The organism is Klebsiella sp. FDAARGOS_511 (genome assembly GCF_003812845.1).
In the GTDB taxonomy this organism is placed as follows: domain Bacteria; phylum Pseudomonadota; class Gammaproteobacteria; order Enterobacterales; family Enterobacteriaceae; genus Klebsiella; species Klebsiella grimontii.
Genome location: NZ_CP033824.1, coordinates 426192 through 449848 on the forward strand (window position 1 = coordinate 426192; position 23657 = coordinate 449848).

The 23657-nt window shown below is 56.0% G+C and carries 22 protein-coding genes; 6 read left to right on the forward strand and 16 right to left on the reverse strand.

What is annotated here, in order from left to right; all coding sequences use genetic code 11:
* Nucleotides 1–88 precede the first annotated feature (88 nt).
* From kduD to EGY08_RS03115, 3 genes are all read left to right on the forward strand, one after another.
* Entirely contained in the window at nt 89–850 is a 762-nt protein-coding gene (gene kduD / locus EGY08_RS03105) for a 2-dehydro-3-deoxy-D-gluconate 5-dehydrogenase KduD (protein WP_004121311.1), read from the forward strand.
* A 91-nt stretch (nt 851–941) separates the two neighbouring features.
* On the forward strand, nt 942–1532 hold the full coding sequence (locus EGY08_RS03110) for a metal-dependent hydrolase (RefSeq protein ID WP_004121316.1): 591 nt from the start codon (nt 942–944) through the stop codon (nt 1530–1532).
* Nucleotides 1533–1666: 134 nt separating this feature from the next.
* Nucleotides 1667–3058 carry an L-cystine transporter gene (locus EGY08_RS03115; RefSeq protein WP_123828198.1) on the forward strand — a complete coding sequence of 464 codons (1392 nt, stop codon included), beginning with the start codon at nt 1667–1669 and terminating at the stop codon, nt 3056–3058.
* 75 nt (nt 3059–3133) lie between these two features.
* Here the strand turns inward: EGY08_RS03115 and cedA are convergent, their stop codons facing one another.
* The gene (cedA, locus tag EGY08_RS03120) at nt 3134–3373 is read right to left on the reverse strand and encodes a cell division activator CedA (protein ID WP_032742131.1); all 240 of its coding nucleotides are present in this window, start codon (nt 3371–3373) and stop codon (nt 3134–3136) included.
* A gap of 196 nt (nt 3374–3569) precedes the next feature.
* Here cedA and katE point away from each other — a divergent pair, with 196 nt between their 5' ends.
* The gene (katE, locus tag EGY08_RS03125) at nt 3570–5828 is read left to right on the forward strand and encodes a catalase HPII (protein WP_123828199.1); all 2259 of its coding nucleotides are present in this window, start codon (nt 3570–3572) and stop codon (nt 5826–5828) included.
* A gap of 40 nt (nt 5829–5868) precedes the next feature.
* Here the strand turns inward: katE and chbG are convergent, their stop codons facing one another.
* From chbG to osmE, 7 genes are all read right to left on the reverse strand, one after another.
* Nucleotides 5869–6627, reverse strand: a complete 759-nt coding sequence (gene chbG, locus EGY08_RS03130) for a chitin disaccharide deacetylase (protein ID WP_004121329.1) — start codon at nt 6625–6627, stop codon at nt 5869–5871.
* Nucleotides 6628–6639: 12 nt separating this feature from the next.
* Complete coding sequence (locus EGY08_RS03135) at nt 6640–7986, reverse strand: 6-phospho-beta-glucosidase (RefSeq protein ID WP_123828200.1); 1347 nt, start codon at nt 7984–7986, stop codon at nt 6640–6642.
* 102 nt (nt 7987–8088) lie between these two features.
* Nucleotides 8089–8913: a transcriptional regulator ChbR gene (gene chbR, locus EGY08_RS03140; protein ID WP_004121335.1), complete on the reverse strand. Its 825-nt coding sequence runs from the start codon at nt 8911–8913 to the stop codon at nt 8089–8091.
* 27 nt (nt 8914–8940) lie between these two features.
* Entirely contained in the window at nt 8941–9288 is a 348-nt protein-coding gene (chbA, locus tag EGY08_RS03145) for a PTS N,N'-diacetylchitobiose transporter subunit IIA (RefSeq protein WP_004121338.1), read from the reverse strand.
* Between the two features lie 53 nt (nt 9289–9341).
* Nucleotides 9342–10700 carry a PTS N,N'-diacetylchitobiose transporter subunit IIC gene (gene chbC, locus EGY08_RS03150; protein ID WP_004121341.1) on the reverse strand — a complete coding sequence of 453 codons (1359 nt, stop codon included), beginning with the start codon at nt 10698–10700 and terminating at the stop codon, nt 9342–9344.
* A 168-nt stretch (nt 10701–10868) separates the two neighbouring features.
* Nucleotides 10869–11189 carry a PTS N,N'-diacetylchitobiose transporter subunit IIB gene (gene chbB, locus EGY08_RS03155; protein ID WP_004101340.1) on the reverse strand — a complete coding sequence of 107 codons (321 nt, stop codon included), beginning with the start codon at nt 11187–11189 and terminating at the stop codon, nt 10869–10871.
* A gap of 285 nt (nt 11190–11474) precedes the next feature.
* Complete coding sequence (gene osmE, locus EGY08_RS03160; RefSeq protein WP_004121344.1) at nt 11475–11813, reverse strand: osmotically-inducible lipoprotein OsmE; 339 nt, start codon at nt 11811–11813, stop codon at nt 11475–11477.
* 230 nt (nt 11814–12043) lie between these two features.
* Between osmE and nadE the strand changes: the two genes are divergently transcribed.
* Entirely contained in the window at nt 12044–12871 is an 828-nt protein-coding gene (nadE, locus tag EGY08_RS03165; protein WP_123828201.1) for an ammonia-dependent NAD(+) synthetase, read from the forward strand.
* Nucleotides 12872–12977: 106 nt separating this feature from the next.
* Nucleotides 12978–13838: an excinuclease Cho gene (gene cho / locus EGY08_RS03170; RefSeq protein ID WP_004121349.1), complete on the forward strand. Its 861-nt coding sequence runs from the start codon at nt 12978–12980 to the stop codon at nt 13836–13838.
* A gap of 34 nt (nt 13839–13872) precedes the next feature.
* On the opposite strand, the gene EGY08_RS03175 is transcribed toward cho, so the two are convergent.
* The 8 genes from EGY08_RS03175 to EGY08_RS03210 form a co-directional block, all read right to left on the reverse strand.
* Nucleotides 13873–15915 (reverse strand): DUF2207 domain-containing protein, encoded by a 2043-nt coding sequence (locus tag EGY08_RS03175; protein WP_123828202.1) that lies wholly within the window; start codon nt 15913–15915, stop codon nt 13873–13875.
* Between the two features lie 4 nt (nt 15916–15919).
* Complete coding sequence (locus tag EGY08_RS03180) at nt 15920–16462, reverse strand: LemA family protein (protein ID WP_004121356.1); 543 nt, start codon at nt 16460–16462, stop codon at nt 15920–15922.
* A 207-nt stretch (nt 16463–16669) separates the two neighbouring features.
* A complete protein-coding gene (spy, locus tag EGY08_RS03185) occupies nt 16670–17152 on the reverse strand; it encodes an ATP-independent periplasmic protein-refolding chaperone Spy (protein WP_123828203.1) in 483 nt (160 codons plus the stop codon).
* Between the two features lie 349 nt (nt 17153–17501).
* On the reverse strand, nt 17502–18467 hold the full coding sequence (gene astE / locus EGY08_RS03190) for a succinylglutamate desuccinylase (protein WP_123828204.1): 966 nt from the start codon (nt 18465–18467) through the stop codon (nt 17502–17504).
* Nucleotides 18468–18479: 12 nt separating this feature from the next.
* Complete coding sequence (astB, locus tag EGY08_RS03195; RefSeq protein ID WP_004121363.1) at nt 18480–19805, reverse strand: N-succinylarginine dihydrolase; 1326 nt, start codon at nt 19803–19805, stop codon at nt 18480–18482.
* The gene (astD, locus tag EGY08_RS03200) at nt 19802–21280 is read right to left on the reverse strand and encodes a succinylglutamate-semialdehyde dehydrogenase (protein ID WP_123828205.1); all 1479 of its coding nucleotides are present in this window, start codon (nt 21278–21280) and stop codon (nt 19802–19804) included. The genes astB and astD overlap by 4 nt, the downstream gene beginning before the upstream one ends.
* The gene (gene astA, locus EGY08_RS03205; protein ID WP_004121368.1) at nt 21277–22311 is read right to left on the reverse strand and encodes an arginine N-succinyltransferase; all 1035 of its coding nucleotides are present in this window, start codon (nt 22309–22311) and stop codon (nt 21277–21279) included. The genes astD and astA overlap by 4 nt, the downstream gene beginning before the upstream one ends.
* Nucleotides 22308–23528, reverse strand: a complete 1221-nt coding sequence (locus EGY08_RS03210) for an aspartate aminotransferase family protein (protein ID WP_123828206.1) — start codon at nt 23526–23528, stop codon at nt 22308–22310. The genes astA and EGY08_RS03210 overlap by 4 nt, the downstream gene beginning before the upstream one ends.
* Between the last annotated feature and the right edge of the window lie 129 nt (nt 23529–23657).

Genomic DNA, 23657 nt, shown 5'->3' on the forward strand with positions numbered 1-23657 from the left:
TCATTTTTAATTGTTTTTTCCTCTTTCGCCCTCTATGCTTATCTCAACGGCGTTATTTGACGCATGAAATCAGCATACAGAGGTGCATATGGTACTGAACGCCTTTGACCTTGCGGGCAAGGTCGCCATCGTGACGGGTTGTGATACCGGGCTGGGCCAGGGAATGACTTTAGGCCTTGCCCAGGCCGGGTGCGATATCGTCGGCGTGAATCGCCGGATCCCCCATGAAACCGCAGAAAAGGTGCAGGCGCTGGGCCGCCGCTTTACCGCTATCCAGGCCGATCTAAGCCGGCAGGATGAGATTGAAGATATAGTGACTCAGGCTGTGGCCGCCATGGGCCGGGTAGATATTCTGGTCAACAATGCGGGAACCATCCGTCGCGCCGATGCGCTCTCCTTTAGCGAAAAGGACTGGGACGACGTGATGAATCTGAATCTGAAATCGGTGTTCTTTCTTTCCCAGGCGGTTGCCCGGCAGTTTATTCAGCAGGGTGATGGCGGAAAAATCGTGAACATTGCCTCCATGCTCTCTTTTCAGGGCGGTATTCGGGTTCCATCCTATACCGCATCAAAAAGCGGCGTACTGGGTATTACCCGCCTGATGGCCAATGAGTGGGCCGGGCATCGCATCAACGTTAACGCGATTGCGCCGGGGTATATGGCGACCAATAATACCCAACAGCTGCGCGATGACGCCGAGCGTAGCAAAGCGATCCTCGACCGTATTCCGGCCGGGCGCTGGGGGGTTGCGGATGACCTACAGGGGCCGGTCGTCTTCCTCGCCTCCAGGGCGGCGGATTACATCAGCGGCTATACCCTGGCGGTGGATGGCGGCTGGCTGGCGCGCTGATGGTTTTGTGACAAAGAGTTACACCGTCACCTCTTTCACACACTGTATAAAAACCCTATACTGTATGAATTGACAGTTTAGGGTTTTTATCATGACGGCGGAAGGCCACCTCCTCTTTTCTATCGCCTGCGCGGTATTTGCGAAAAATGCGGAATTAACGCCCGTGCTGGCCCAGGGCGACTGGTGGCATATTATTCCTTCCGCCATCCTGACCTGTCTGCTGCCGGATATCGATCACCCGAAGTCATTTCTCGGCCAGCGCTTGAGCTGGATATCAAAACCGATAGCGCGCGCCTTCGGCCATCGCGGCTTCACCCATAGCCTGCTGGTGGTTTTTGGCGCGGTCGCGATTTTCTCATTGAAAGTGCCAGAAAGCTGGATAGTTCCGGCAGATGCGGTTCAGGGGCTGGTTCTGGGCTATCTCAGCCATATTCTCGCCGACATGCTCACCCCGGCGGGCGTTCCGCTGCTCTGGCCCTGCCGCTGGCGTTTTCGTCTGCCTCTCCTCGCGCCACGCAAGGGCAATCAGCTGGAGCGTGCACTGTGCATGGCGCTGTTCATCTATGCCGTGTGGATGCCGCAAAACGTTGCCGAAAACAGCGCCGTTCGCTGGTCATCGGATATGATTAATTCGCTGCAAACCACCTTTAATCGCTTTATTAGCCACCAGACTGGACGATAAACCAGCGAATTATTCAATTGGTTATAATCAATTCCATTTGAATATAAGTAACGAATTACGCCTTCTGCTACCCTTGCCGTCATAAGAGTTGGTTATTGACCAACCCGGTGATAAAAGTTATCAGGAGAACGGGGATGAACTTTCCATTAATAGCGAACGTTATCGTGTTCGCGGTTTTACTGTTGGCGCTGGCCCAAACCCGGCATAAACAGTGGAGCCTCGCTAAAAAAGTGCTGGTCGGTCTGGTGATCGGCGTGGTCTTTGGCCTGGCGCTACAGCTGATCTATGGTTCCGACAGCCAGGTGCTGAAGGATTCTATCCAGTGGTTCAATATCGTCGGTAATGGCTATGTTCAACTGCTGCAAATGATCGTTATGCCGCTGGTTTTCGCCTCGATTCTGAGCGCGGTCGCCCGCCTGCACAATGCTACGCAGCTGGGTAAAATCAGCTTCCTCAGCATCGGTACCCTGCTGTTCACCACGCTGATTGCGGCGCTGGTCGGGGTGCTGGTGACCAATATGTTTGGCCTCACCGCCGAAGGACTGGTTCAGGGCAGCGCGGAAACCGCCCGCCTCAACGCCATTCAGAGCAACTACGCCGGTAAAGTCGCGGACCTGAGCGTCCCGCAGCTGATCCTCTCTTTTGTGCCGAAAAACCCGTTTGCCGATCTGACCGGCGCGAACCCGACATCGATTATCAGCGTCGTTATCTTCGCTGCGTTCCTCGGCGTCGCGGCGCTGAAACTGTTGAAAGATGACGTCGCGAAAGGCCAGCGCGTACTCACCGCCATCGACACGCTACAGAGCTGGGTGATGAAGCTCGTACGCCTGGTGATGCAGTTAACGCCGTACGGCGTGCTGGCGCTGATGACCAAAGTGGTTGCGGGCTCTAACCTGCAGGACATCATCAAGCTCGGCAGCTTCGTTATCGCCTCTTATATTGGTCTGGGCATCATGTTCGTGGTGCACGGTCTGCTGCTGGCGGTGAACGGCGTGAGCCCGCTGAAGTACTTCCGTAAAGTCTGGCCGGTACTGACCTTCGCCTTTACCAGCCGCTCCAGCGCCGCGTCGATTCCGCTGAATGTGGAAGCGCAAACGCGTCGTCTGGGCGTGCCGGAGTCTATCGCTAGCTTCTCCGCATCGTTCGGCGCCACCATCGGCCAGAACGGCTGTGCGGGTCTTTATCCGGCGATGCTGGCGGTAATGGTCGCACCGACCGTCGGTATTAACCCGCTCGATCCGCTGTGGATCGCAACGCTGGTTGGCATCGTGACCGTCAGCTCCGCCGGGGTCGCGGGCGTAGGCGGCGGCGCGACCTTTGCCGCCCTGATCGTCCTGCCGGCGATGGGCCTGCCGGTCACGCTGGTGGCGCTGCTGATCTCGGTGGAGCCGCTCATCGATATGGGCCGTACCGCGCTGAACGTGAGCGGTTCTATGACCGCCGGTACCCTGACCAGCCAGTGGCTGCGTCAAACCGATAAAACCATTCTCGATAGCGAAGAAGATGCGGAGCTGGCGCACCGCTAAGCTGATGCAATCTTCAGGTTATCAAAACAAAAAAACCGCTGAAATATCAGCGGTTTTTTTATTTCCCCTGCAGCCTCAGGAGTCGATTTCCCCTTCCTGCCTCATCTGCGTCGCCCAGCGCTGCGCAGCTTCCGGCACGTTAAACGGCGGGGAACGGCGAAAATGTTCGTCTATCAGCACAAAGGCAACGTACTTACCTCGCAGAGCCCAGACGTCGCGAAAACCATCCATTTTGACGGCGTGTTCCGGCGGCGCAGGTTCCACTCGAGGCACGTAGCTAATGACCTGACGATTTTGTTGGCGAAGTGGTTTCATCACAAATAGATTCACTAAACACAGCGGGAAACGGAAACCCTTATCATAGCCGAAAGCGCCCCCTTTCGTCGCCCCCTGCTTGCGACCCTTTAGTAGCAAAACTCCTATAAAAATATGTTCTTGAAATGATGTTCTACAATTAGAAGGGTTTTGGTTTAGCAATGACCATTTTCAGCAATGAAAGCAGGAGCAAGCAATGTCTGATAAACACTCTAACCCACAACCCCATCAATCGCCGGTTCACGATGACCGGGAAGCAAAACCTGGTCTGGATGCCTTGGCTCCCGAAGACCAAAACTGGCGGCCCACGCCGCATCCGACAGCCCCTGGCGAAGAGCCGACCGCGCCGGGCAGTATGAAGGCCCCGGATACGCACAGCGAAAAGCTTGATGCCCTCGAAAAACATCGTAAAGGCGGTGAAGATTATGCGCTCACCACCAACCAGGGCGTTCGCATCGCTGACGATCAAAACTCCCTGCGCGCAGGTAAACGCGGCCCCACGCTGCTGGAAGATTTTATCCTACGTGAAAAAATCACCCACTTCGACCACGAGCGCATTCCGGAAAGGATCGTCCATGCCCGCGGCTCCGCTGCGCACGGCTATTTCCAGGCGTACAGCGATTTAAGCGACATAACCAAAGCCGATTTCCTCTCCAGCCCGGAGAAAAAAACGCCGGTCTTCGTCCGCTTTTCAACCGTACAGGGCGGCGCAGGCTCCGCCGATACGGTGCGCGACATCCGCGGTTTTGCCACCAAGTTTTATACCGACGAAGGGATTTTCGACCTGGTCGGCAACAACACGCCGATCTTTTTTATCCAGGACGCGATCAAGTTCCCTGATTTCGTCCACGCGGTCAAACCCGAGCCCCACTGGGCCGTCCCGCAGGGGCAAAGCGCGCACGACACGTTCTGGGATTATGTCTCGCTACAGCCGGAAACGCTGCATAACGTGATGTGGGCGATGTCCGACCGCGGACTGCCCCGCAGCTACCGCACGATGGAAGGGTTCGGCATCCACACCTTCCGCCTGATTAACGCGCAAGGTAAAGCCACCTTCGTACGTTTTCACTGGAAGCCGGTCGCGGGCAAAGCCTCCCTGGTATGGGACGAGTCGCAAAAGCTGACCGGTCGCGATCCCGATTTCCACCGCCGTGATTTATGGGAAGCGATTGAAGCCGGCGATTATCCTGAGTATGAGCTGGGCTTACAGCTGATCCCGGAAGAGGACGAGTTTGCTTTTGATTTCGATCTACTGGATCCCACCAAGCTGATTCCGGAAGCGCTGGTCCCGGTGCAGCGCGTCGGTAAGATGGTCCTCAATCGCAACCCGGACAACTTCTTTGCCGAAAATGAGCAGGTGGCCTTCCATCCAGGGCATATTGTTCCGGGGATAGACTTCAGCAACGATCCGCTACTGCAGGGCCGACTCTTCTCTTATACCGATACGCAGATTAGCCGCCTCGGCGGACCTAATTTCCATGAAATCCCGATCAATAAACCCACATGCCCGTACCATAATTTCCAGCGCGACGGGATGCACCGGATGGATATTGATACCAACCCGGCAAACTACGAGCCCAACTCCATTAATGATAACTGGCCGCGGGAGACGCCGCCGGCCGCTAAACGCGGCGGCTTTGAATCCTATGCCGAGCGGGTTGACGGAGAAAAAATTCGCCAGCGCAGCCCCTCGTTTGGCGAGTACTACTCTCAGCCCCTGCTGTTCTGGCGTAGCCAGACGCCTGTTGAGCAGCAGCACATTATCGACGGCTTTAGCTTCGAACTGAGCAAGGTCGTCAGGGAGTGGATCCGCGAGCGGGTGGTCGATCAGCTGGCGCATATCGACCTGCAGCTAGCTCAGGCGGTGGGCAAAAACCTGGGGATTGAGCTCACCGACGAGCAGCGCAGCATCACCCCGCCACCGGATGTTAACGGCCTGAAAAAAGATCCGACCTTAAGCCTGTACGCCATTCCCAGCGGCGACGTTAAGGGCCGGGTGGTGGCGGTACTGCTTAACGACCGGCCGGTCGCGAAAGAGCTGCTGGCGCTGCTGAAGACGCTGAAGGCGCAGGGGGTACATGCCAAACTGCTCTATTCCCGAATGGGTAAAGTAAAGGCTGATGACGGTAGCGAGCTACCGGTGGCCGGAACCTTTGCCGGGTCGCCCTCGTTAACCGTCGATGCGGTTATCGTTCCCGGCGGCGATCTGCAAAGCCTGAGCAACAACGGAGATTTCCACTATTACCTGCTGGAAGCTTACAAACACCTGAAGCCAATTCTTCTGGCAGGCGATGCCCGGCAGTGTAAAGCGCCGCTGCAGATCGCCAGCCAGGGTGAAGAAGGCGTTATTGAGACGGATGTCATTGGTAGCCAGGCGATGGATGAGCTAATTACCCTGATGGCGGCACATCGGGTGTGGTCAAGAAGCGCCAAAATCGCCGCGATCCCGGCGTAAAAGAGAAGCCCGGCAGAAATGCCGGGCTTTTGACTTGCCTTTATACATCGCGATAGGTTCCGAGCCGGTAACCGCGCCCGGCGATCGCCGATTTCAGCGACTCGCTCGTCAGCACATCCAGCTCGGTCAGACGCGGATAGCAATAGGCGCTGCCCATAATCGTGTTATCCACGAACGCCGGGTGGCACATTACCTCCAGAGACGTCTCACCGCGGTGGATAGAGGCATCCAGGGTTTGCAGAAACAGTGCTTCCGAAACCCCTTCCCCGTAAAACTCACTGGCGAACCCTTCACTGCTGCGCGCCGCATCCTGCGCTAAACCTGACAGCGTCGCCAGCTGTCGGTCGATCCGCAGCGCCACCCCTTTCTCACGCGCAAAGGCCGCGACGATGGGGTAAATCTGCGCAATCATGTGCACATGGTGATGGCTGTCGATATGCGTCGGCTCATGGCCAAACAGCTCGACAAAGCGCCGGTACTGGCACTCCAGTTCGTGCGCGATTTCATCCAGCGGCAGGCTATCCTCTTCCGCCATCTGCCAAATCCACTTACCGAGACGGCCTTGGCGGGTTAATCCCGGCATCGCCGACAGCGGTTCGCCCAGCGTCAGGACAAAGTGCATCCCCACCGCCAGCTCAGGGATGCAGCGGCTAAGCTGGGCAGCATGGCCGATCGCCGCGCCGTTGACCAGCGCCGTCGTGGAGGTGACCAGACCGTTCTTGCAGGCTTCGATAATGCCGTAGTTTTGCCCTTTGCTGAGGCCAAAATCATCGGCATTGACGATTAACACGCGTTCCATGAGCCGCTCCCGTTACTGTTTCAGTTTTTCGATAGTCGCCGCAAAGTTTGGCAGCCACTGCTCGTGCGCAAGGATCATCTCACGCGCCAGCTTCTCGGCGTCACGATCGGAGTGGATCAGCGGGCTCAGGTTAAGCGCCAGCAGCACGTCATCCAGTTTACCGCTGATTGCCGCTTCGCTGGCCGCGACTTCAAAGCCTTTAATGGTGTAAATCAGTCCCAGCACTTTTTCGTCGAAATGCGTGATGCGCGGCGTCGGTTTGGCACCATCGCGACCCAGCGTACAGGTCATCTCGACCGCCCAGTCGGCCGGGATGTTATCCACGTGGCCATGGTGCGGCACGTTCACGTAATGCTCGGCCTGCTTATCATTGTAAATGGCGTTAATCACTTCACAGGCGGCGTCGGAATAATAGGCCCCGCCGCGCTGCTCCAGCTCTTTTGGTTTAACGTTCAGGTCCGGATCTTTGTACAGCTCAAACAGCTGTTTCTCAACCTTCTGCACCACCTGCGCGCGGGCGCCGCCTTTGTAGTACTCGCCCATTTCAATCGCCAGCATCTCTTTTGGCTTAAAGTAGTAGAGCAGATAAGAACAAGGGATCAGGCGCAGCGATCGGAGCAGCCCTTCGCTAAACGGCAAATCAAAGATATTTTTCACCGAGTTTGCGCTCAATCGACCCGACGCTACGCCGTCAAGCAGCTCGTCAAAGCGTGAAACGCCGTTGACCAGTACATCGCGAACAAACACCAGATGGTTCAGACCAAACAGATCGATATTAAGCTCATTGCTCGGAGTCAGCTTCAGCACGTCGGTGATAAACATCTTCATGCCGATAGGAATATTGCACACGCCGATAAAGCGCTTAAAGCCGGTATGACGATAAACCGCTTCGGTCACCATGCCCGCCGGGTTGGTAAAGTTAATCACCCAGGCGTTAGGACAGACTTCCTGCACATCTTTCACAATGTCAAAAATGACCGGAATGGTGCGCAGACCTTTAAACAACCCACCCGCGCCGTTGGTTTCCTGGCCTAAATAGCCGTGGCTCAGCGGAATACGCTCATCCTTTTCGCGCGCCTTAAGCTGGCCGACGCGCAGCTGGGTGGTGACGAAATCTGCGCCTTCCAGCGCCGCGCGGCGATCGAGGGTCTTGTAGACTTTCATCGGGACGCCGGCTTTTTCTACCATGCGCTGGCACAGCGCGTGGATAATATCGAGCTTTTCCTGCCCTTCCGCAACGTCCACCAGCCACAGTTCGCTGATCGGCAGTTCATGATAACGCTTCAGGAATCCTTCCAGTAATTCCGGGGTATAGCTGCTGCCGCCGCCAATAGTCACTACCTTCAATTTCTGGCTCATCTTTTTCTCCCTTGCGGATAGCGCGTATACGGCACCCGCTCTCCGTTTAAATACGGACAGTTAATTTGAATATTTAGACCGCGCGGACTAATCCGCGCCCGGTTAATTAATACTGGTGAGGTGTTTCCGATAGCTGCTGGGGGTAAAGGACGTCAGCTTCTTGAATGTTTTAATAAACAGACTTGGGCTACTATACCCCGACTCATAGGCGATATCGGTCACCGAGTAGTTGGTTATCTCCAACTGTTTTTTGGCGAAGTTGATGCGAATATCGTTAATCATCTGCATCGGCGTTTTGGCGTAATAACGCTGGGTTGCGCGGGTTAAGTATTCCTGAGTTTTCCCGGAAAGCTCGACCATATTTTCCAGCGCCCCCTCACCAAATTTAAGCTTATCGTGCATACCCTCGACGGTATTTTTCAACCACTGCGGAATAACATCTTCGGTAGGCTCTTCACGATAGTGCCGCAAACGATTCAGGGTGTAAAAAGACACCAGCTCGATAAATTCGTCGAATTCAGTTTCGCGAAAATTCAGTGATGCAATAACCGACTCAATATAACTGAGAAAAGTACTTTTAACGGCATAGACCTGTGAGGCGACCAGACCAAACGGCAGCAGCGGCAGATAGTGTTTCTCAAAGAAACTTTTGCTGATGCCAACGTTAAGAATGCGCGTCGCGCCAAATTCATAAAAACTCTGGTGATGCGACCCCATTGGGATGAAAACAAAATCCCCGCGCTCCAGCAGCACCCGCTTACCATTAATAACCTGATAATAGCGCCCGGTTAAAACGATGGTGTACTCGTAGTAATCATGCTGGTGAAGCCCGCTTACGCTCTCCGTTTTGTTATAGATGACCACATGAAAGTTCTTGCCGTTAAAGAGTTGTTGCTCCCGGGCGGTACTGATTTCAGTGGTCATCATCTTTGGCTGCCTCATCGTGTCGATGACCTATTGTACCTTCTCGTGCAGCTCAATCAATTCGGCAACCAGCTCACGAGCCAGCATTGAGGTCATCAGATGATCCTGCGCATGAACCAGCACCAGGCTCACCTTCATTTTGCCTTCTCCCTCATCGCTCTCAATCAGCTGCGTCTGCACAAGGTGCGCTTCGCTCAGCGCCATACGCGACTGTTCCATCATCGCTTTCGCCGCCGCGAAATCTCCCTGCTTAGCCTGCTTCAGCGCGGCATAAGCCAGGCTGCGCGCTTGACCGGAGTTGATAATCAGCCCCATCACCACCTCTTCGAGGTCGTTTACCGCGGTCTCTTCTGCTGCGATGTTATCCAGATCAAACATAATGACTCCCTTATTTCCAGGACGGTACGGGAAAACTCCCGTACCGCTCAATATTAGAATTTCAGTGCGTTAGCGATATCTTCTTCGCTCTCTTCCTGCTCAATGACGCCCTGCGCTTTGTTGGAAATCACCACAAACGGCAGGTAGACCAGGGTGGATACGGCAAGGTTGAACAGGGCCAGCAGCAGGGCCGCGACGCTACCGTTGGTGTTAAAGAAGGCGCCTAAACCGGTCGGCATGGTCCACGGCGCGATATTGGTAATCGGCGGGATGATGCCGAGGGTGTAAGCCGTCATGGTGATGGCCGCCAGCAGAGGCTGAATCAGAATGAACGGGATAAACATCACCGGGTTCATAATGATCGGCAGACCGAACAGGATTGGCTCGTTAATCTGGAAGATGCCTGACGGCAGCGCCAGTTTCGCCACCTGACGATGATCCTCACGACGTGAAGCGATAAAGATGGCGATGATTAAGCCCAGAGTCGCGCCGGTACCGCCAAGGAATATGTAGGAATCCAGCATCGGCTTGGCCCACATATGGAAGCTCTTACCCGCGGCCAGCGCGGCCTCTACAGAACCGTACTGCTGATAGGTTGCGATGTTTTCCAGCGCCCACGGCGTCATGATCCCGCTATCCAGCGCTGACAGCGCCAGTGACCCGTGTACGCCGAAGAACCACAGCAGCGAGGTGAAGATAACGTATGCCCAGCCTACGACGGCGCCCATTGAAGCCAGCGGCGTGGAGATCGTGTCCATGATGATCTGGTGGAAGTTAGTCCCCCAGTGGGTCAACGCCCAGGAGATAATCCCCATAATAGAGAGGATAATAAACGCCGGGATAACCGCCGAGAATGAACGGGAAACGGAGGCCGGTACGCTGGAAGGCAGCGTGATCACCCAATTGCGATGAACGATAAAGGTGAACATCTCGGCAACGACCAGACCGATGACAATACCAGAAATGATATTGGCGCCGCCTAACCAGTTTGCGCCCACGGCATAGGCTTCACCGACGCTATAAGGCGTAACGGTCATAAATGCCGCAACCGCCAGCAATCCGGCCGCCATTGGGTCAACTTTACGCTCTTCAGCTAAAGCCGAACCAATAAAGAAAGGCGCCATCAGCGACATAATGCCGAGCGTACCGTTATAAACGTTACCGCCGATAGCTTTAAAACCGTTCAGTGTTTCGATTGTCGAGGCATCCAGACGAATGCCCATTGAATAAAAGAATGAACCGTCGCCAAAGCTCAAAAATACGTTATTAATTAAAACAAACATCGCCCCTGCTAACGTCAATGGCATTAACTTAATAAAGCCGTTTTTAATTGCATTGACGTGGGGCTGCCTTCCTATTTTGACGGCAAAAGGAAGGAGTACCTTTTCAAGCGAGTCAATCACTTTACTCATAATAAATACCCTTTAAGGCCGCAATATAATCATTGCGGCAATGATAGATGAAATTACTCTTTGACGGGAAAATAAACTCTGGGTATTTCGGACAGCAAGCAGCTAAAACACACCCTCACGAAATTTTAACCGCTGCCATCCGAAATATGTCGAGTTTTAAAATAAAAATTATTGTGCAGCCGCTTTCTTAATGGCCGCAACGGCCGCTTTCAGAACACCTAAACCATCGATCTTACCGTACAAAACGGAATCAATGACTTCTACGGGTTTATTGGGCAGTAAACGCTGAATATCCGGCAGCATATAGGAAATTTGTGGGCCTAATAATACGACATCGGCATCAGGACCTTTTTCACCAGCTAAGGTCTCCGGAAATGCTTCAATAATCACCGGCACTTCATACTTCTCGGCCTGGGCGCGCATTTTCGATACCAGCAGTGATGTCGACATCCCGGCAGAACAGAACAGGTAGATATGTTTCTTTTCCATGAACGCTTCCTCAATTTGTGTGACCCGGTCCTCTCCGCATCATCGATGCCTGAGAGGCGGTAAGAGATGTTTCTTTGAATTAGTATTGTTTATGCATTGAGTATACGGCATCGTTCACCGCCAGGATAATTCCTCCTTGAACAGAATTGTCTCTCATTGACCTCGCGTTTTGACTGCCTTCACATTTCCCTCAAATAATTCGCGCAATTAAATAAGCATCAGAGTTCACAAAAAAGCCCGACCAATGGTCGGGCTTACGTAGAAATCAGCGTTATGTCAGGGATACTACTTGCTGTTGCGCGGGTCGGTATCGTACTCGGCACAGGTCTGATAACCGGAATTTATCACGTGGCCAGTATCGTCCAGAGCGACAAAGTAGGTTTCAATTTTACCATCGCGTTGACCCAGGATGTATGTCTGGCAGGTACCGCGCGCGTGGATCATGGTAACTTCTGATGAAGGTTTACCGGCAATCTGCGCAACCTGGGCGCGACTCATACCTTTTTTAACGTCTTTGACCACCGGCTGAGTGAACTGATCTTTGGTACGGTCATAGGCCGTACAGCCTGCCAGCATGGTCAATACTGCTGCTGCGCCCAGAAATCCTGCAAAATGCTTGTTCATGTTCCATCCTCTTTTTTTTGGCGTGTTAATAAGCCTGGAATAAATATCTTTATTTTTCAAGCCGAAGGTGGAAATGAAACGAAATTAAGAGCTTTCCAATAATAAATCCCCTCTTGTTGAGGTTGCCTGCTTTTGCTTCACTCAAAATTGTGATCCTTGTCGTTTTACCGGCAAAGAGGTAGGTTAAACCCCTGCTGATTGGCAAACAGATTCACTTCCCGGAGGGCGCAATGACGCTACAACAAGAGATTATTCAGGCGCTGGGCGCAAAACCCCAGATCGATGTCGAAGCCGAGATACGCCGCAGCGTAGATTTTTTGAAATCCTACCTGCAAAAATACCCCTTTATCAAATCGCTAGTCCTCGGCATCAGCGGCGGCCAGGACTCTACGCTCACCGGTAAACTGTGTCAGTTGGCCATCAGCGAACTGCGCGCCGAAACCGGCGACAGCAGCCTGCAGTTTATTGCCGTGCGCCTCCCGTACGGCGTGCAGGCGGATGAACAGGACTGCCAGGACGCTATCGCTTTTATTCAGCCGGACCGCGTATTAACGGTCAATATTAAGGGCGCCGTGCTGGCCAGCGAGCAGGCGCTGCGCGAGGCCGGGATCGAACTTAGCGACTTTGTTCGCGGTAACGAAAAAGCCCGCGAACGCATGAAGGCGCAGTACAGCATTGCCGGAATGACCCATGGCGTGGTGGTAGGCACCGACCATGCGGCGGAAGCGATCACCGGGTTCTTCACCAAATACGGTGATGGCGGTACCGATATTAACCCCATCTTTCGCCTCAACAAACGCCAGGGTAAACAGCTGTTGGCTCATTTAGGCTGTCCGGAGCATCTGTATAAAAAGCTGCCGACCGCCGATCTTGAGGACGACCGCCCCTCCCTGCCGGACGAAGTGGCGCTGGGCGTGACCTACGAAAATATTGATGATTATCTGGAAGGCAAAGCGCTGGATGAGAAAATTGCGAAAACGATTGAAGGCTGGTATTTGAAAACCGAGCATAAACGCAGACCGCCGATTACCGTCTTCGACGACTTCTGGAAAAAGTAATTCGCCTCTCCCCCTCTGCCCCGACCCGGTTCGGGGCGATTTTTTATCCTTTTCGCCTCTTCCTTCGACTGCTATACTGGATAAATAACCAGCACCAGGAGCAAAAGTGGCAAGAAGGCAATCCGCCCCGCGTCTCGAATTTGAAGCGGCGGCAATTTATGAGTATCCCGAACATCTGCGTCCGTGGCTTGAGGCTTTGCCCAGGCAGCCGGGGGTGTATTTGTTCCATGGCGAAAGCGATACCCTACCGCTCTATATAGGGAAAAGCGTGAATATCCGCAGCCGGGTGTTGTCGCATCTGCGCACGCCCGACGAAGCGGCGATGCTGCGCCAGTCCCGGCGTATTACCTGGCAGCGGACGGCTGGTGAACTCGGCGCGCTGTTATTAGAAGCGCAGCTAATTAAAGAACAGCAGCCGCTATTCAATAAACGACTGCGGCAAAACAGGCAGCTGTGCTCGTTACGCCTTGCTGACGACCGTCCTCAGGTGGTTTACGCCAGTGAGCTGGATTTCTCGCAGCAAAGCGATCTCTTTGGCCTGTTTGCAAATCGCCGCGCGGCGCTGCAGGCGTTGCAAAAAATCGCCGATGAGCATCGCCTTTGTTACGGATTAATGGGCCTTGAACCGCTCAACCGCGGGCGCGCCTGCTTCCGCTCCGCTCTGGGCCGCTGCGCGGGGGCCTGCTGCGGGAAAGAGAGCGTTGAAACGCACCATCAGCGGCTGCGTGAGAACATGCAAAAGATGCAGCTGGTGTGTTGGCCGTGGGCCGGAGCGATCGCACTGGAAGAGCGCAGCGAGGATATGACCCAATACCACATTATTCAAAACTGGCTGTGGCTCGGCGCGGTAGAGTCCCTGTCACAGGCATCATCGCTCACGCGCCTGTCGGCCAAATTTGACCATGACGGGTATAAAATATTGTGTAAGCCGCTGCTCAGCGGCCGCTATAAGCTCCATCCTCTGTGAGGTGAATGTCAGCCCCGATGCGCTATCGGGGCAATTACCAGCCGCCACCGCCACCGCCGCCCGAGCCGCCTCCGGATGAACCGCCTCCGGAGGAACCGGAGCCACTGTAACCGGAACCTGATGATGAACCACGTCCTGAACCGCTATCCGGCGTCGACATAGAGGCGGTTCGGCAGGCTTCGCTGAAGTGGCGGACGCTTCCCCAGTCGGCGTCGGCAAACGCATGCGACATGGCGCCTGTACTACTCAGGTAGTGGGCAAAGGTATTTGCCCATGTTTTCCCTACGCCAAGCGCCAGAGCAACCGGCAGCAGCGCTTCAAAATGGGAAATCATCTGCTCAGGCGGATAGATAATTTGATAACGATGCTTTTCGGCGGTACCCAGATAGCGCATCAGTCCTTTCGCGATAGCCAGTTCATCAAGCCCGCGCTGCGTATAGCGCGGCGTTTTCCAGGCAACGAAAACGCACAGCGCGAACGCGGCCATAAGCGCGCCAATGTATCCTGACGGAAGCTGGGTGATGGGCAGTATACCAAAGAGAAAAATCCCGCCTCCCAGCGTCGCGAAGGGGCCGAAGATCGCCAAAAAAAAGAGCGGCACCGGCCCCCAGGCACGCCACATCTCCCGCGGGCGGCATATAAAACGCAGCAAACAGGTGAGCATCGCTCCGCCGAACAGCATAAAAACTGCGGCCGGTATCGTCAGCAGCGCGGCCTCCGTATTAACCCAAAGGCCGCAGACCACCGGCACCAGCAGCGCGATATAGATACAGCGCCGCAGCGGCTGTCCCCATTTGCGAAATAATTTATCCCGCTGCGCTTCACAACGCTTTTCCTGCTTTTCACGCGCTGTCTGCATCGGTCGCTGATGGGCCTTGCTGAGATCGATATTTTTTTGTTTACCTTTAAAAAGCGTACTTAACAGCTGCCTGTCATCATAGTTTAATTGCCGGTTTCCCTCGACGGGCAAACGGGTCAGCCGCTGTTTTACGCCGGCGTTCGCAAGCCACGGGTTAGGGGTGTGTTGACTGTCCCCGCTGACCGCCATTCCGCGTTTAGCCACCAGCGCTAATAAATCGCTACTAAAAGCCACATCATCATATTTACGCCGGGTGATAAAACGCAGGTAGCCCGGAGACATGCCGGGGGGCGGCGAATAAAGCGCAACGACCGGCGGCATTTTTAGCCCGGCTTTGGTGACGTGTTTTCGCCACCACATCAGGTAATAAGCGGCCATCAGCAGCAGAGGTAGCCAGACTACGCCGGTTTTTAGGGTGGGGATAAGTAGATGCACCAGCGGCAAAGCCGCCTCCGGCGCCGGAGCGTCGGCAAGGATCGACCGAGGCCAGGTATAGACCACAGTCAGCCCCTCCCCCCGCGCCAGAGGCCGCAGGGTGCGGACACTACCGTCAGGAAGTATCTGCGCATTGTGTTCTTTCGCCCCTGCGACGCCGGTATAAACATCAAGCGATCGCAGTCTGGCGTCCTTAGCGTTAGCGTTGAGGTTTCCAGCGGCGTCCGGGAGGTCAAGATGAAAGCTGGCCTCGCTGATAGGCCACGCCCAGTCGTTGCCCGTCACGTTCCAGTAAAGCTCATCCCACTCGGGGAAGCGGCTGAAATGGTTGCTGATTTGATAGCGAATTTCGTAGTTATAGATCCCGGGTTTCAGGACCCGTTCACCGCTGCCAATGCGTACCGTCAGGTTTTTTTCTGCTTCATCAAGGCTAAACGGTTCAGGCACACCATCGCGCGACACCGACTCGATCGCATAATACACGCGAAAGATCTTGCCGTCCTGACGGTTCCAGGTGAGGGGCAGCGTACGGAAAATCCCCCGCCGAATCTGCCTGCCCAGAGAAAGTACTTTGATATTTTCTCGTATCTCCATGCTACCGTCCGGGTTAAAGCGCGCCCGGGCATCGAAAGAGAGGATATGTTCATACGCTGGAATAGCGTCAGCAGGAAGCTGGGAGGCATCCTTGATGATGATCATATCGTCGGCGGCAAAAGCCGCGCTGATGTTCAGAAGCAGCAGCAGGACGAGGGGGCGCAACCCCCGGAAAAGTAAATTCGCCATTTAATCACGCCATCCGCGGTAACTTAGCTTCTTCCGGTGAGTCAAGTTCAAAGAATGCTTCTGCTTTAAAATTAAATAACCGCGCCAGCAGCAGGCTGGGGAAAGACTCGACCAGGATATTGAAATCGCGCACCGAGCCGTTGAAGTAGCGACGAGCCATCTGCAGCTGCTCTTCTATTTCGCTGAGCGATTGCTGTAAAGCAAGGTAGTTTTCGCTGGCTTTAAGTTCTGGATACGCTTCGCCGAGCGCGAAAACGCGCCCTAGCGTGCCAGAGTACTGGCGTTCGCTGTCGGCGATCTGTCGGGTGCTGCCGACCAGTTCGCCACGCTGGCGGGAGATCTCTTCCAGCAGTTCTTTTTCATGCTGCGCATAGCGTTTCACCAGGCTCAACAGATTCGGCGCCAGGTCGTGGCGACGCTTAAGCTGTACGGCAATACCGCTCCAGGCTTCGTCTTTGAAACGTCGCAGGGAGATAAAGCGGTTATAGGTCATTACGACCCAAATGAGGACGACAACGAGTACGGCGAGGCCGATATACATTTCCATATGCGAGATCCATGAGCAGAGTAGGCTTTAGACCAGGACACCTGAGTCCTTGGCGATCGTTAAGGCACTCATACTGGCACATTCGTCCCTGCCGGGTAAATCAGGTTTCACGATGGACTTTTAGCAGATAAGAAAAAACCGCCGGCCCTGCCCAAAGCCTGTTGGCGTTATTGGGCAAGACCGGCGGTCTTAAGTCAGCGCGCTGAGTTATTCAGCTGGTGCAGGCATTTTACCTTCCGGCGCTTTACGATCTGTCAGATGCTTCTCAAAATTGGCATTGAACTGTTTTTTCTGTTCCGGCGTCAGGATGTTGTAAATCTTGTTCTGGGTTTCCAGACGCGTCAGCGCCATCTCTTTATGCTGGGCCTCCATCTTATCAATCTGCGCTTCCGCTTTTGCCTTATCGAAGGTATCGCTGGCTACCAGCTCATGCATCGCGCGGCGCTCATCCAGGGATGGACGTTTCATGTTGTCGCGCTGGTTCTTCATGATGTCGCGGATTTGCGTTCTCTGCGCATCGGTCAGGTTCAGACCTTTAAACATCATTTCGTGCGGGCCGCCAGGTCCGCGCTTATGATGCATCATCGGCGCGTTATCGGTTGGGGTAGCCGTAGTGTCAGCCGCGTGGGCCAGGTTAGCCGCGCCCAGAGCCAGAGTAGAGGCAACAAACAGTGCTGTAATCTTCTTCATCGTTCAATCCTTACTTTGCGTTATTCTTACGGCGCGTTGCCGTGTTGACGAGATTAACTTTACGACGTTTATCGTCAATTAATCAGAGCAAGCGTAAAACATTGAAAGTGTAAAAAACATTTTCTCGCCAATTATGGATAAAATAAGGAAAATGAGGAGAAAAGTGTCAGAAAAAATAAATAACAGGCTGTTTTACCGAGAAATTATGGAGATTATAAATCAGCAGAGATTAAAAACAAAGCATTTAACCAGGAATAATCTGCAATCAATGGACAGAGCACGAAAAAATAAGATGACAGTGGAAAAATAAAAACCGAAATAAACGCCGCCGCCCGGACGGGCGACGGATTCACTGGAAGCGCTGCAGCATCAGCCCGGCGCGCTGGCCCAAGGCGACGCTGGGATTGGGGAACAGAATGTACTCTTGCTCCCCTTCCACCACATAGCGAGTGTCGCCATCCTCAGCAAGCAGCGTCCCGGCGGCAAACGGCGTAAAGTTCAGCGTCTTCGCCGACATATACAGCTGGAACCTGTCGCTGCTGCGGGTGATTTGCTGTACCACCCTGTAGCGCAGCGGCGTGTGCTCAGCTTCCAGCGTCACCTCCCCCGCCAGCAGCAGCGACAGCGCGCGTTGAGTCGCCGCGAACAAGCGCAGATCGTTTTCGCCAAAAGGTAGCGCCTTACCGAGCTCCAGCGTGCAGGAGCGCGCGCCGAAGCGTTCGCAGCTGAAATGGGTAAAGGTCCCGCCCGGCTGCTGATGAAACACCAGCGCCTCCAGCCCTGCCGCCCCCAGCCAGCGCAAAAACGCTTCATCCCATGGGGTATCCCGCGCCGGCAGGACACCAAAGCGGGTATGCAGCGAACCGCGTATGGCGGTATGTAAATCCAGGTGCCAGCGCTCGCCGGACGTCCCGGCATAAAATCGCGCCAGCGCATGCTCCAGCTGCCGGGCGCGAACGGTTTCATCGCTGGCGCTAAAAGCGCGCCATCGCTCGCCGAACATACGGTTGATATCGCTATGCAGATAGCGCTTGTTGGCCCTTAACGCCTGAGGGTTACCGAAGATAACCAGCAGCCGCCAGCGTAGCGGCATTTCCCCACGAAAGAGCTGTCGCAGCAGGAGATCGGTGATTTCGACCGGCGCGGTTTCATTGCCGTGAAGTCCGGATGACAAAACCAGCGACCGATCGCAGGGCTCATGGGGAACGAGCTGCAGAATGCCGCAGTCAATCCAGTGCCAGCGAAACTGTGCGGTTTGGCCATGAAAATGGTGGGGCAAACGCCCCGCCAGAGTGAGTGCCAGAAAGTCGTCCACGACGCCTCCTTATTATTGCTGGAACGGATACACTGAGCCCAGGCACAAGATCTGCGTTAAATGGTCGAGCGCTTCGCGGCCTTCACGCAGAAGCTGCGGATCCGCGAGATCGGCCTGGGTCAGGCGATCGCGATAGTAGCGGTCTACCCAGTCATTCAGGGTGGCGAATAGCGCATCGTTCATCATCACCGCCGGATTCACCGCCTGTCGCTCGTCCTCAGTCAGCACCACCCGCAGCCGCAGGCAGGCCGGGCCGCCGCCGTTGGCCATGCTTTCGCGCAGATCGTAAACCTGCAGCTCATCAATCGGGTTATCGCCTTCCACCAGCCGGTTCAGGTAGCGCCAGACGCCCGGGTGTTCCTGCGCCTCCAGCGGCAGAATCAGCCGCATCCCACCCTCCCGTTTGCTCAACAGCTGACTGTTGAACAGATAGGTCGCCACCGCGTCTTCTACCGAAACCTGGCTTGCCGGTACGACGAGCGGCGTAAATCCGGGAACCTGCTGCGCCAGCTGCTGCAGGAGCTGCGGCTGGTCAACAAACGCCTGCTCGTGACAAAACAGCACCTGCTGATTGCTTACCGCAATCACATCGTTATGAAACACGCCTTTATCAATCACCGCCGGATTTTGTCGGGCGAAAATCACCTGCCGGGGATTGACCTGATTCAGGCGGGCGACGGCCTGGCTGGCCTCGAGCGTCTGCCGCGCCGGGTAGCGCAGCGGATTATCTTCGCCCCCCTGCTGGCGGCCGTAAATAAACAGCTGCACGCCGGGCGCGCCGTAGTCGCCGCCGAGGCGGTTATGGTTTGCCGCCCCTTCGTCGCCGAACAGCGATACCTGGGGCAACGCGCCGTGGACGGCAAACCGCTGCTCATCGGGGAAAATCGCCTTTAGCAGCGCTTCGGTGGTCGGCGCTTCGCTGGCGCGGTGGAATTTATCGTTCAGGTTTGCGACGGTCAGATGCACCCGGCCATCCAGCGAGTCGGCTGAGGGCGAGACCGTGGCGGCATTGGCGACCCACATCGATGACGCGGAGCTGACCGCCGACAGCAGTTCCGGCGCCTGGCGCGCCGCCTTTTCCAGTACCTGCTCATCGCTGCCGTCAAAACCAATCTGGCGCAACAGCGGAATGTTTGGCCGCTCCTGCGGCGGGATCAGCGCCTGCGGATAGCCCGCATCCGCCAGCGCTTTCATTTTCTTCAGCCCCTGCTTTGCCGCCAGCTGCGGGTTAGACACCCGATAGCGGTGTTTTGTCGAGGCTTCGTTGCCGAAGGATAAGCCCGCATAGTGGTGGGTCAGGCCCGGCAGCCCGTCAAAGTTCACTTCCCAGGCTTTCATTGGGATGTCTCCTGACGAAAATTCAGCCCCGGGCTGAGGGTAGCCGGTAGCGACAACTCCGGCGATTCCAGGCTGGCCATCGGCCAGGCGCAATAGTCCGCAGCGTACCAGGCCCCCGGACGATGGTTGCCGGAAGCGCCGGTACCGCCGAACGGCGCGGTGCTGGCGGCGCCGGTCAACGGTTTATTCCAGTTAACGATACCGGCCCGCGCCTCCAGCAGCAGCTGGTCGAATTTGTCGCGTTCGGCGGAGATCAGCCCGCAGGAAAGCCCGAAACGGGTCGCATTAGCGAGGGCAATCGCCTCATCAAAATGGTCATAGCGCCAGACGCAGAGCAGCGGGCCGAAGACCTCTTCGTCAGCCACCTGTGCAACTTCGCCCATGTCGATAATGCCCGGCGTCAGCAGCGAGGTTCCGGCCTGCAGCAGGCGCGGCTCCAGCAGGGTTTTGCCGCCGCTGGCCACGTGGGCCAGCCAGGCTTGATGCACCTTTTGCGCCGCCTGCGCTGAAATTAATCCGCCAAGAAACGGCTGGGGCTCGGCGTCCCACGCGGCGGGAATCAGCGTTTGTGACACCGTCACAAGACGTTTAAGAAAGGCATCGCCCGCCTCGCCGCGCTTTACCAGTAGCCGACGCGCGCAGGTACAGCGCTGTCCGGCAGTAATAAAGGCCGATTGAATCGTCAGATGCACGGCGGCATCAATATCCTGAAGATCATCCACGATCAGCGGGTTGTTGCCGCCCATCTCGAGGGCAAGAATTTTTTCCGGCTGCCCGGCAAGCTGGCGATGAAGCTGAAAACCGGTAGCAGAGCTGCCGGTAAACAGCAGGCCGTCGATATCCGCCTGGCCGCTCAGCGCCTCGCCGGTTTCCCGTCCGCCCTGGAGCAGGTTAAGCACGCCCGGGGGCAGGCCGGCTTCGGCCCATAGCTTCACCACCGCCTCGCCGCTTTGCGGCGTCAGCTCGCTGGGTTTGAATACCACGGTATTCCCCGCCAGCAGCGCCGGAACGATATGACCGTTAGGCAGATGCCCGGGAAAATTGTAGGGGCCAAATACCGCCAGCACGCCGTGCGGACGGTGGCGTAGCGTCGCCTCGCCGTCCGCCATCGCGGTCTGCGCTTCTCCAGTACGGCTATGGTAAGCGTTCACCGAAATGGCGATTTTATTGATCATCGCGGCAATTTCCGTTGCCGCTTCCCAGCGCGGTTTGCCGGTCTCCCCGGCGATAACCGCGGTTAATTCGCTTTTGTTCGCTTCCAGTAGCGAAGCAAACTTTTCCGCGATCGCTTTCCGGGCGGCAAACGGCTGACGGGCCCAGGCGGGAAACGCCGCACGCGCCGCGCTGACCGCCAGCGCAACCTGCCCGGCATCGGCATCGTTGCCCTGCCACAGCAGCGCCTGGCTTACCGGGTTATGTTTACTACGGGCCGGGCCGCGACCGCTTTGCCAGTCGCCGTTAATCCATAAACTCATGATTTTTTCTCCTCGGGGCACAAACGAACCAGGCGAATCTGGTCGCCGGGGTGGCATTTCAGGGCATCCAGCTCGCGCGCGCTTAGCACCAGGCGGTCGCTCTCCGGGTCGGCGTAAACTAACATGGCGCGAAACTGCTGGTACTGCTCATTGGCCACCAGGCACGCTGGCCACTCGCCCGGCGCGGGCTGGCCTTCGGCGACGGTGACCAGCCGACTTTTGCGAATAGCCCGCACCCGGTCAATTTCGCATTCCAGCGTCGGGCCGCCGTCAAAAATATCGACGTAGTTGAGATAGCGGAACCCCTCTTTCTCCAGCACCGCGCGGGCCGGGGCGGTTTGCGGATGGACCTCACCGATGACCGCTCGCGCCTCGTCGCTTAAAAAGTCGATATACAGCGGATGCTTCGGCATCAGGGCGGCGATAAACGCTTTTTGCCCGGTACCGCACAGATAGTCGGCGCGGGAGAACTCCATCGCGAAGAAGCGCTTTCCAAGACTCTCCCAGAACGGCGAGTAACCGTGTTCGTCGATGACGCCGCGCATTTCCGCCACGACCTTTTCGTTGAAACGTTCGCGAAAAGCGGCCATAAACAGAAAGCGTGATTTCGACAGCAGGTAGCCGTTGCCCTCTTTCCGCCATTTTGGATCCAGGAAGAGCGTGCATAGCTCGCTGCTGCCGGTATGATCGTTACTCAGGAACAGCGTCGGCAGGGCGTTGTAGACGTTAAGCTCTTTCGACGCGTGCACCTGGGTACCAACGCGATAGTTGTACCAGGGATCGTTAAGCCCAACGGCCACCTCAATGGCGCAAATTCCCGCCACCGCGCCGCTGGCGCAGTCCTCAAGAACGAAGACATACCCCTGCTCGCTTTTGGGCAGCTCGCCGCGCCAGGTCATCTGCGAACGTTCAATGCGCGCGGCCAGCGTGGCTTCATCAGCCGGCAACGACGTCAGGCCGCCGCCGGTCTCTCCGGCCAGGGTCAGTAGCCCCGGCAGATCACCTTTTTCTACCGGACGGATCACCATCATGATGAGACTCCCGCGAGAAAGCGTTTGCAGGCCAGCTCGAAACGATCCAGACCGCTGTTAACCTCGTCCTCGCTGATAATCAGCGCCGGAGCGAAGCGCACCACGTTGGCGCCGGCAATCAAAATCATCAGCCCCTCTTCCGCCGCCTGATTGCTGATAGCCTTCGCCTTGCCGGCATACTCGTCCTTCAGCACGCAGCCGATAAGCAGCCCCAGGCCGCGGATCTCTTTAAACAGGCCGTAACGCGCGTTGATCGCGTTGAGCCGTTCGCAGAACCACTGATGGCGCTGCTTAACACCATTGAGAACCTCGCGGGTGTTGACGATGGCAAACACTTCCCCCGCCACCGCGCAGGCCAACGGGTTACCGCCGTAGGTGGTGCCGTGGGTACCGACGGTCATCACGCTGGCGCAGCGCTCCGATGCCAGTAGCGCGCCAATCGGGAAACCGCCGCCCAGCGCCTTGGCGGTGGAAAGCAGGTCCGGCGTCACGCCGTAGTGCATATAGGCGTACAGCTCCCCGGTGCGGCCGACGCCGGTCTGGACTTCGTCGAAAATCAGCAGCGCGTTGTGCGCATCGCACAGTTCACGCAGGCCGCGCAGGAAGTCCGCATCCGCAGGCACGACGCCGCCTTCACCCTGCATCGGTTCAACGATCACCGCGCAGGTATTGGCGTCGATCAGCGCCTTTGCCGAATCGAGATCGTTATAGATAGCGTGCTGAATCTGCGGCGGCAGCGGCGCAAAATCCTGCGAATAGGCCGGCTGGCCGCCCGCGGAAACGGTAAACAGCGTGCGGCCGTGGAAGGCATTTTTGAACGCCACGATGCCGCTTTTCTCACTACCGAAACGATCGTGGGCATATTTGCGCGCCACTTTTAGCGCCGCTTCGTTGGCTTCGGCCCCGGAGTTACAGAAAAAAACCCGGTCGGCAAAAGTGGCGTCAATCAGCTGTTTAGCCAGACGCAATACCGGTTCGTTGGTGTAACCGTTGCCGGTATGCCAGAACTTTTCCGCCTGCCCGGTCAGCGCTTTAACCAGCCGAGGATGAGCGTGGCCGAGGGCGTTCACCGCAATGCCGCCGGCAAAATCGATATACTCTTTTCCCTGCTGATCCCACAGGCGTGACCCCTCGCCGCGTACCGGAATAAAAGCCGCTGGCGCGTATACAGGCATCATCCATTCATCAAAGTTGCTACGCGTAATTGACTGAGACATATCGACCTCTTCCGGTAAATAAAAAGTTTAAATAATGTTAATGAATATGGTTATTACGCTGTAAATGTAGATTGCACGGTTCGTGCCAGCCAGAGGTAAAAATGCATAAATCGAGGTCGATAACGAAAT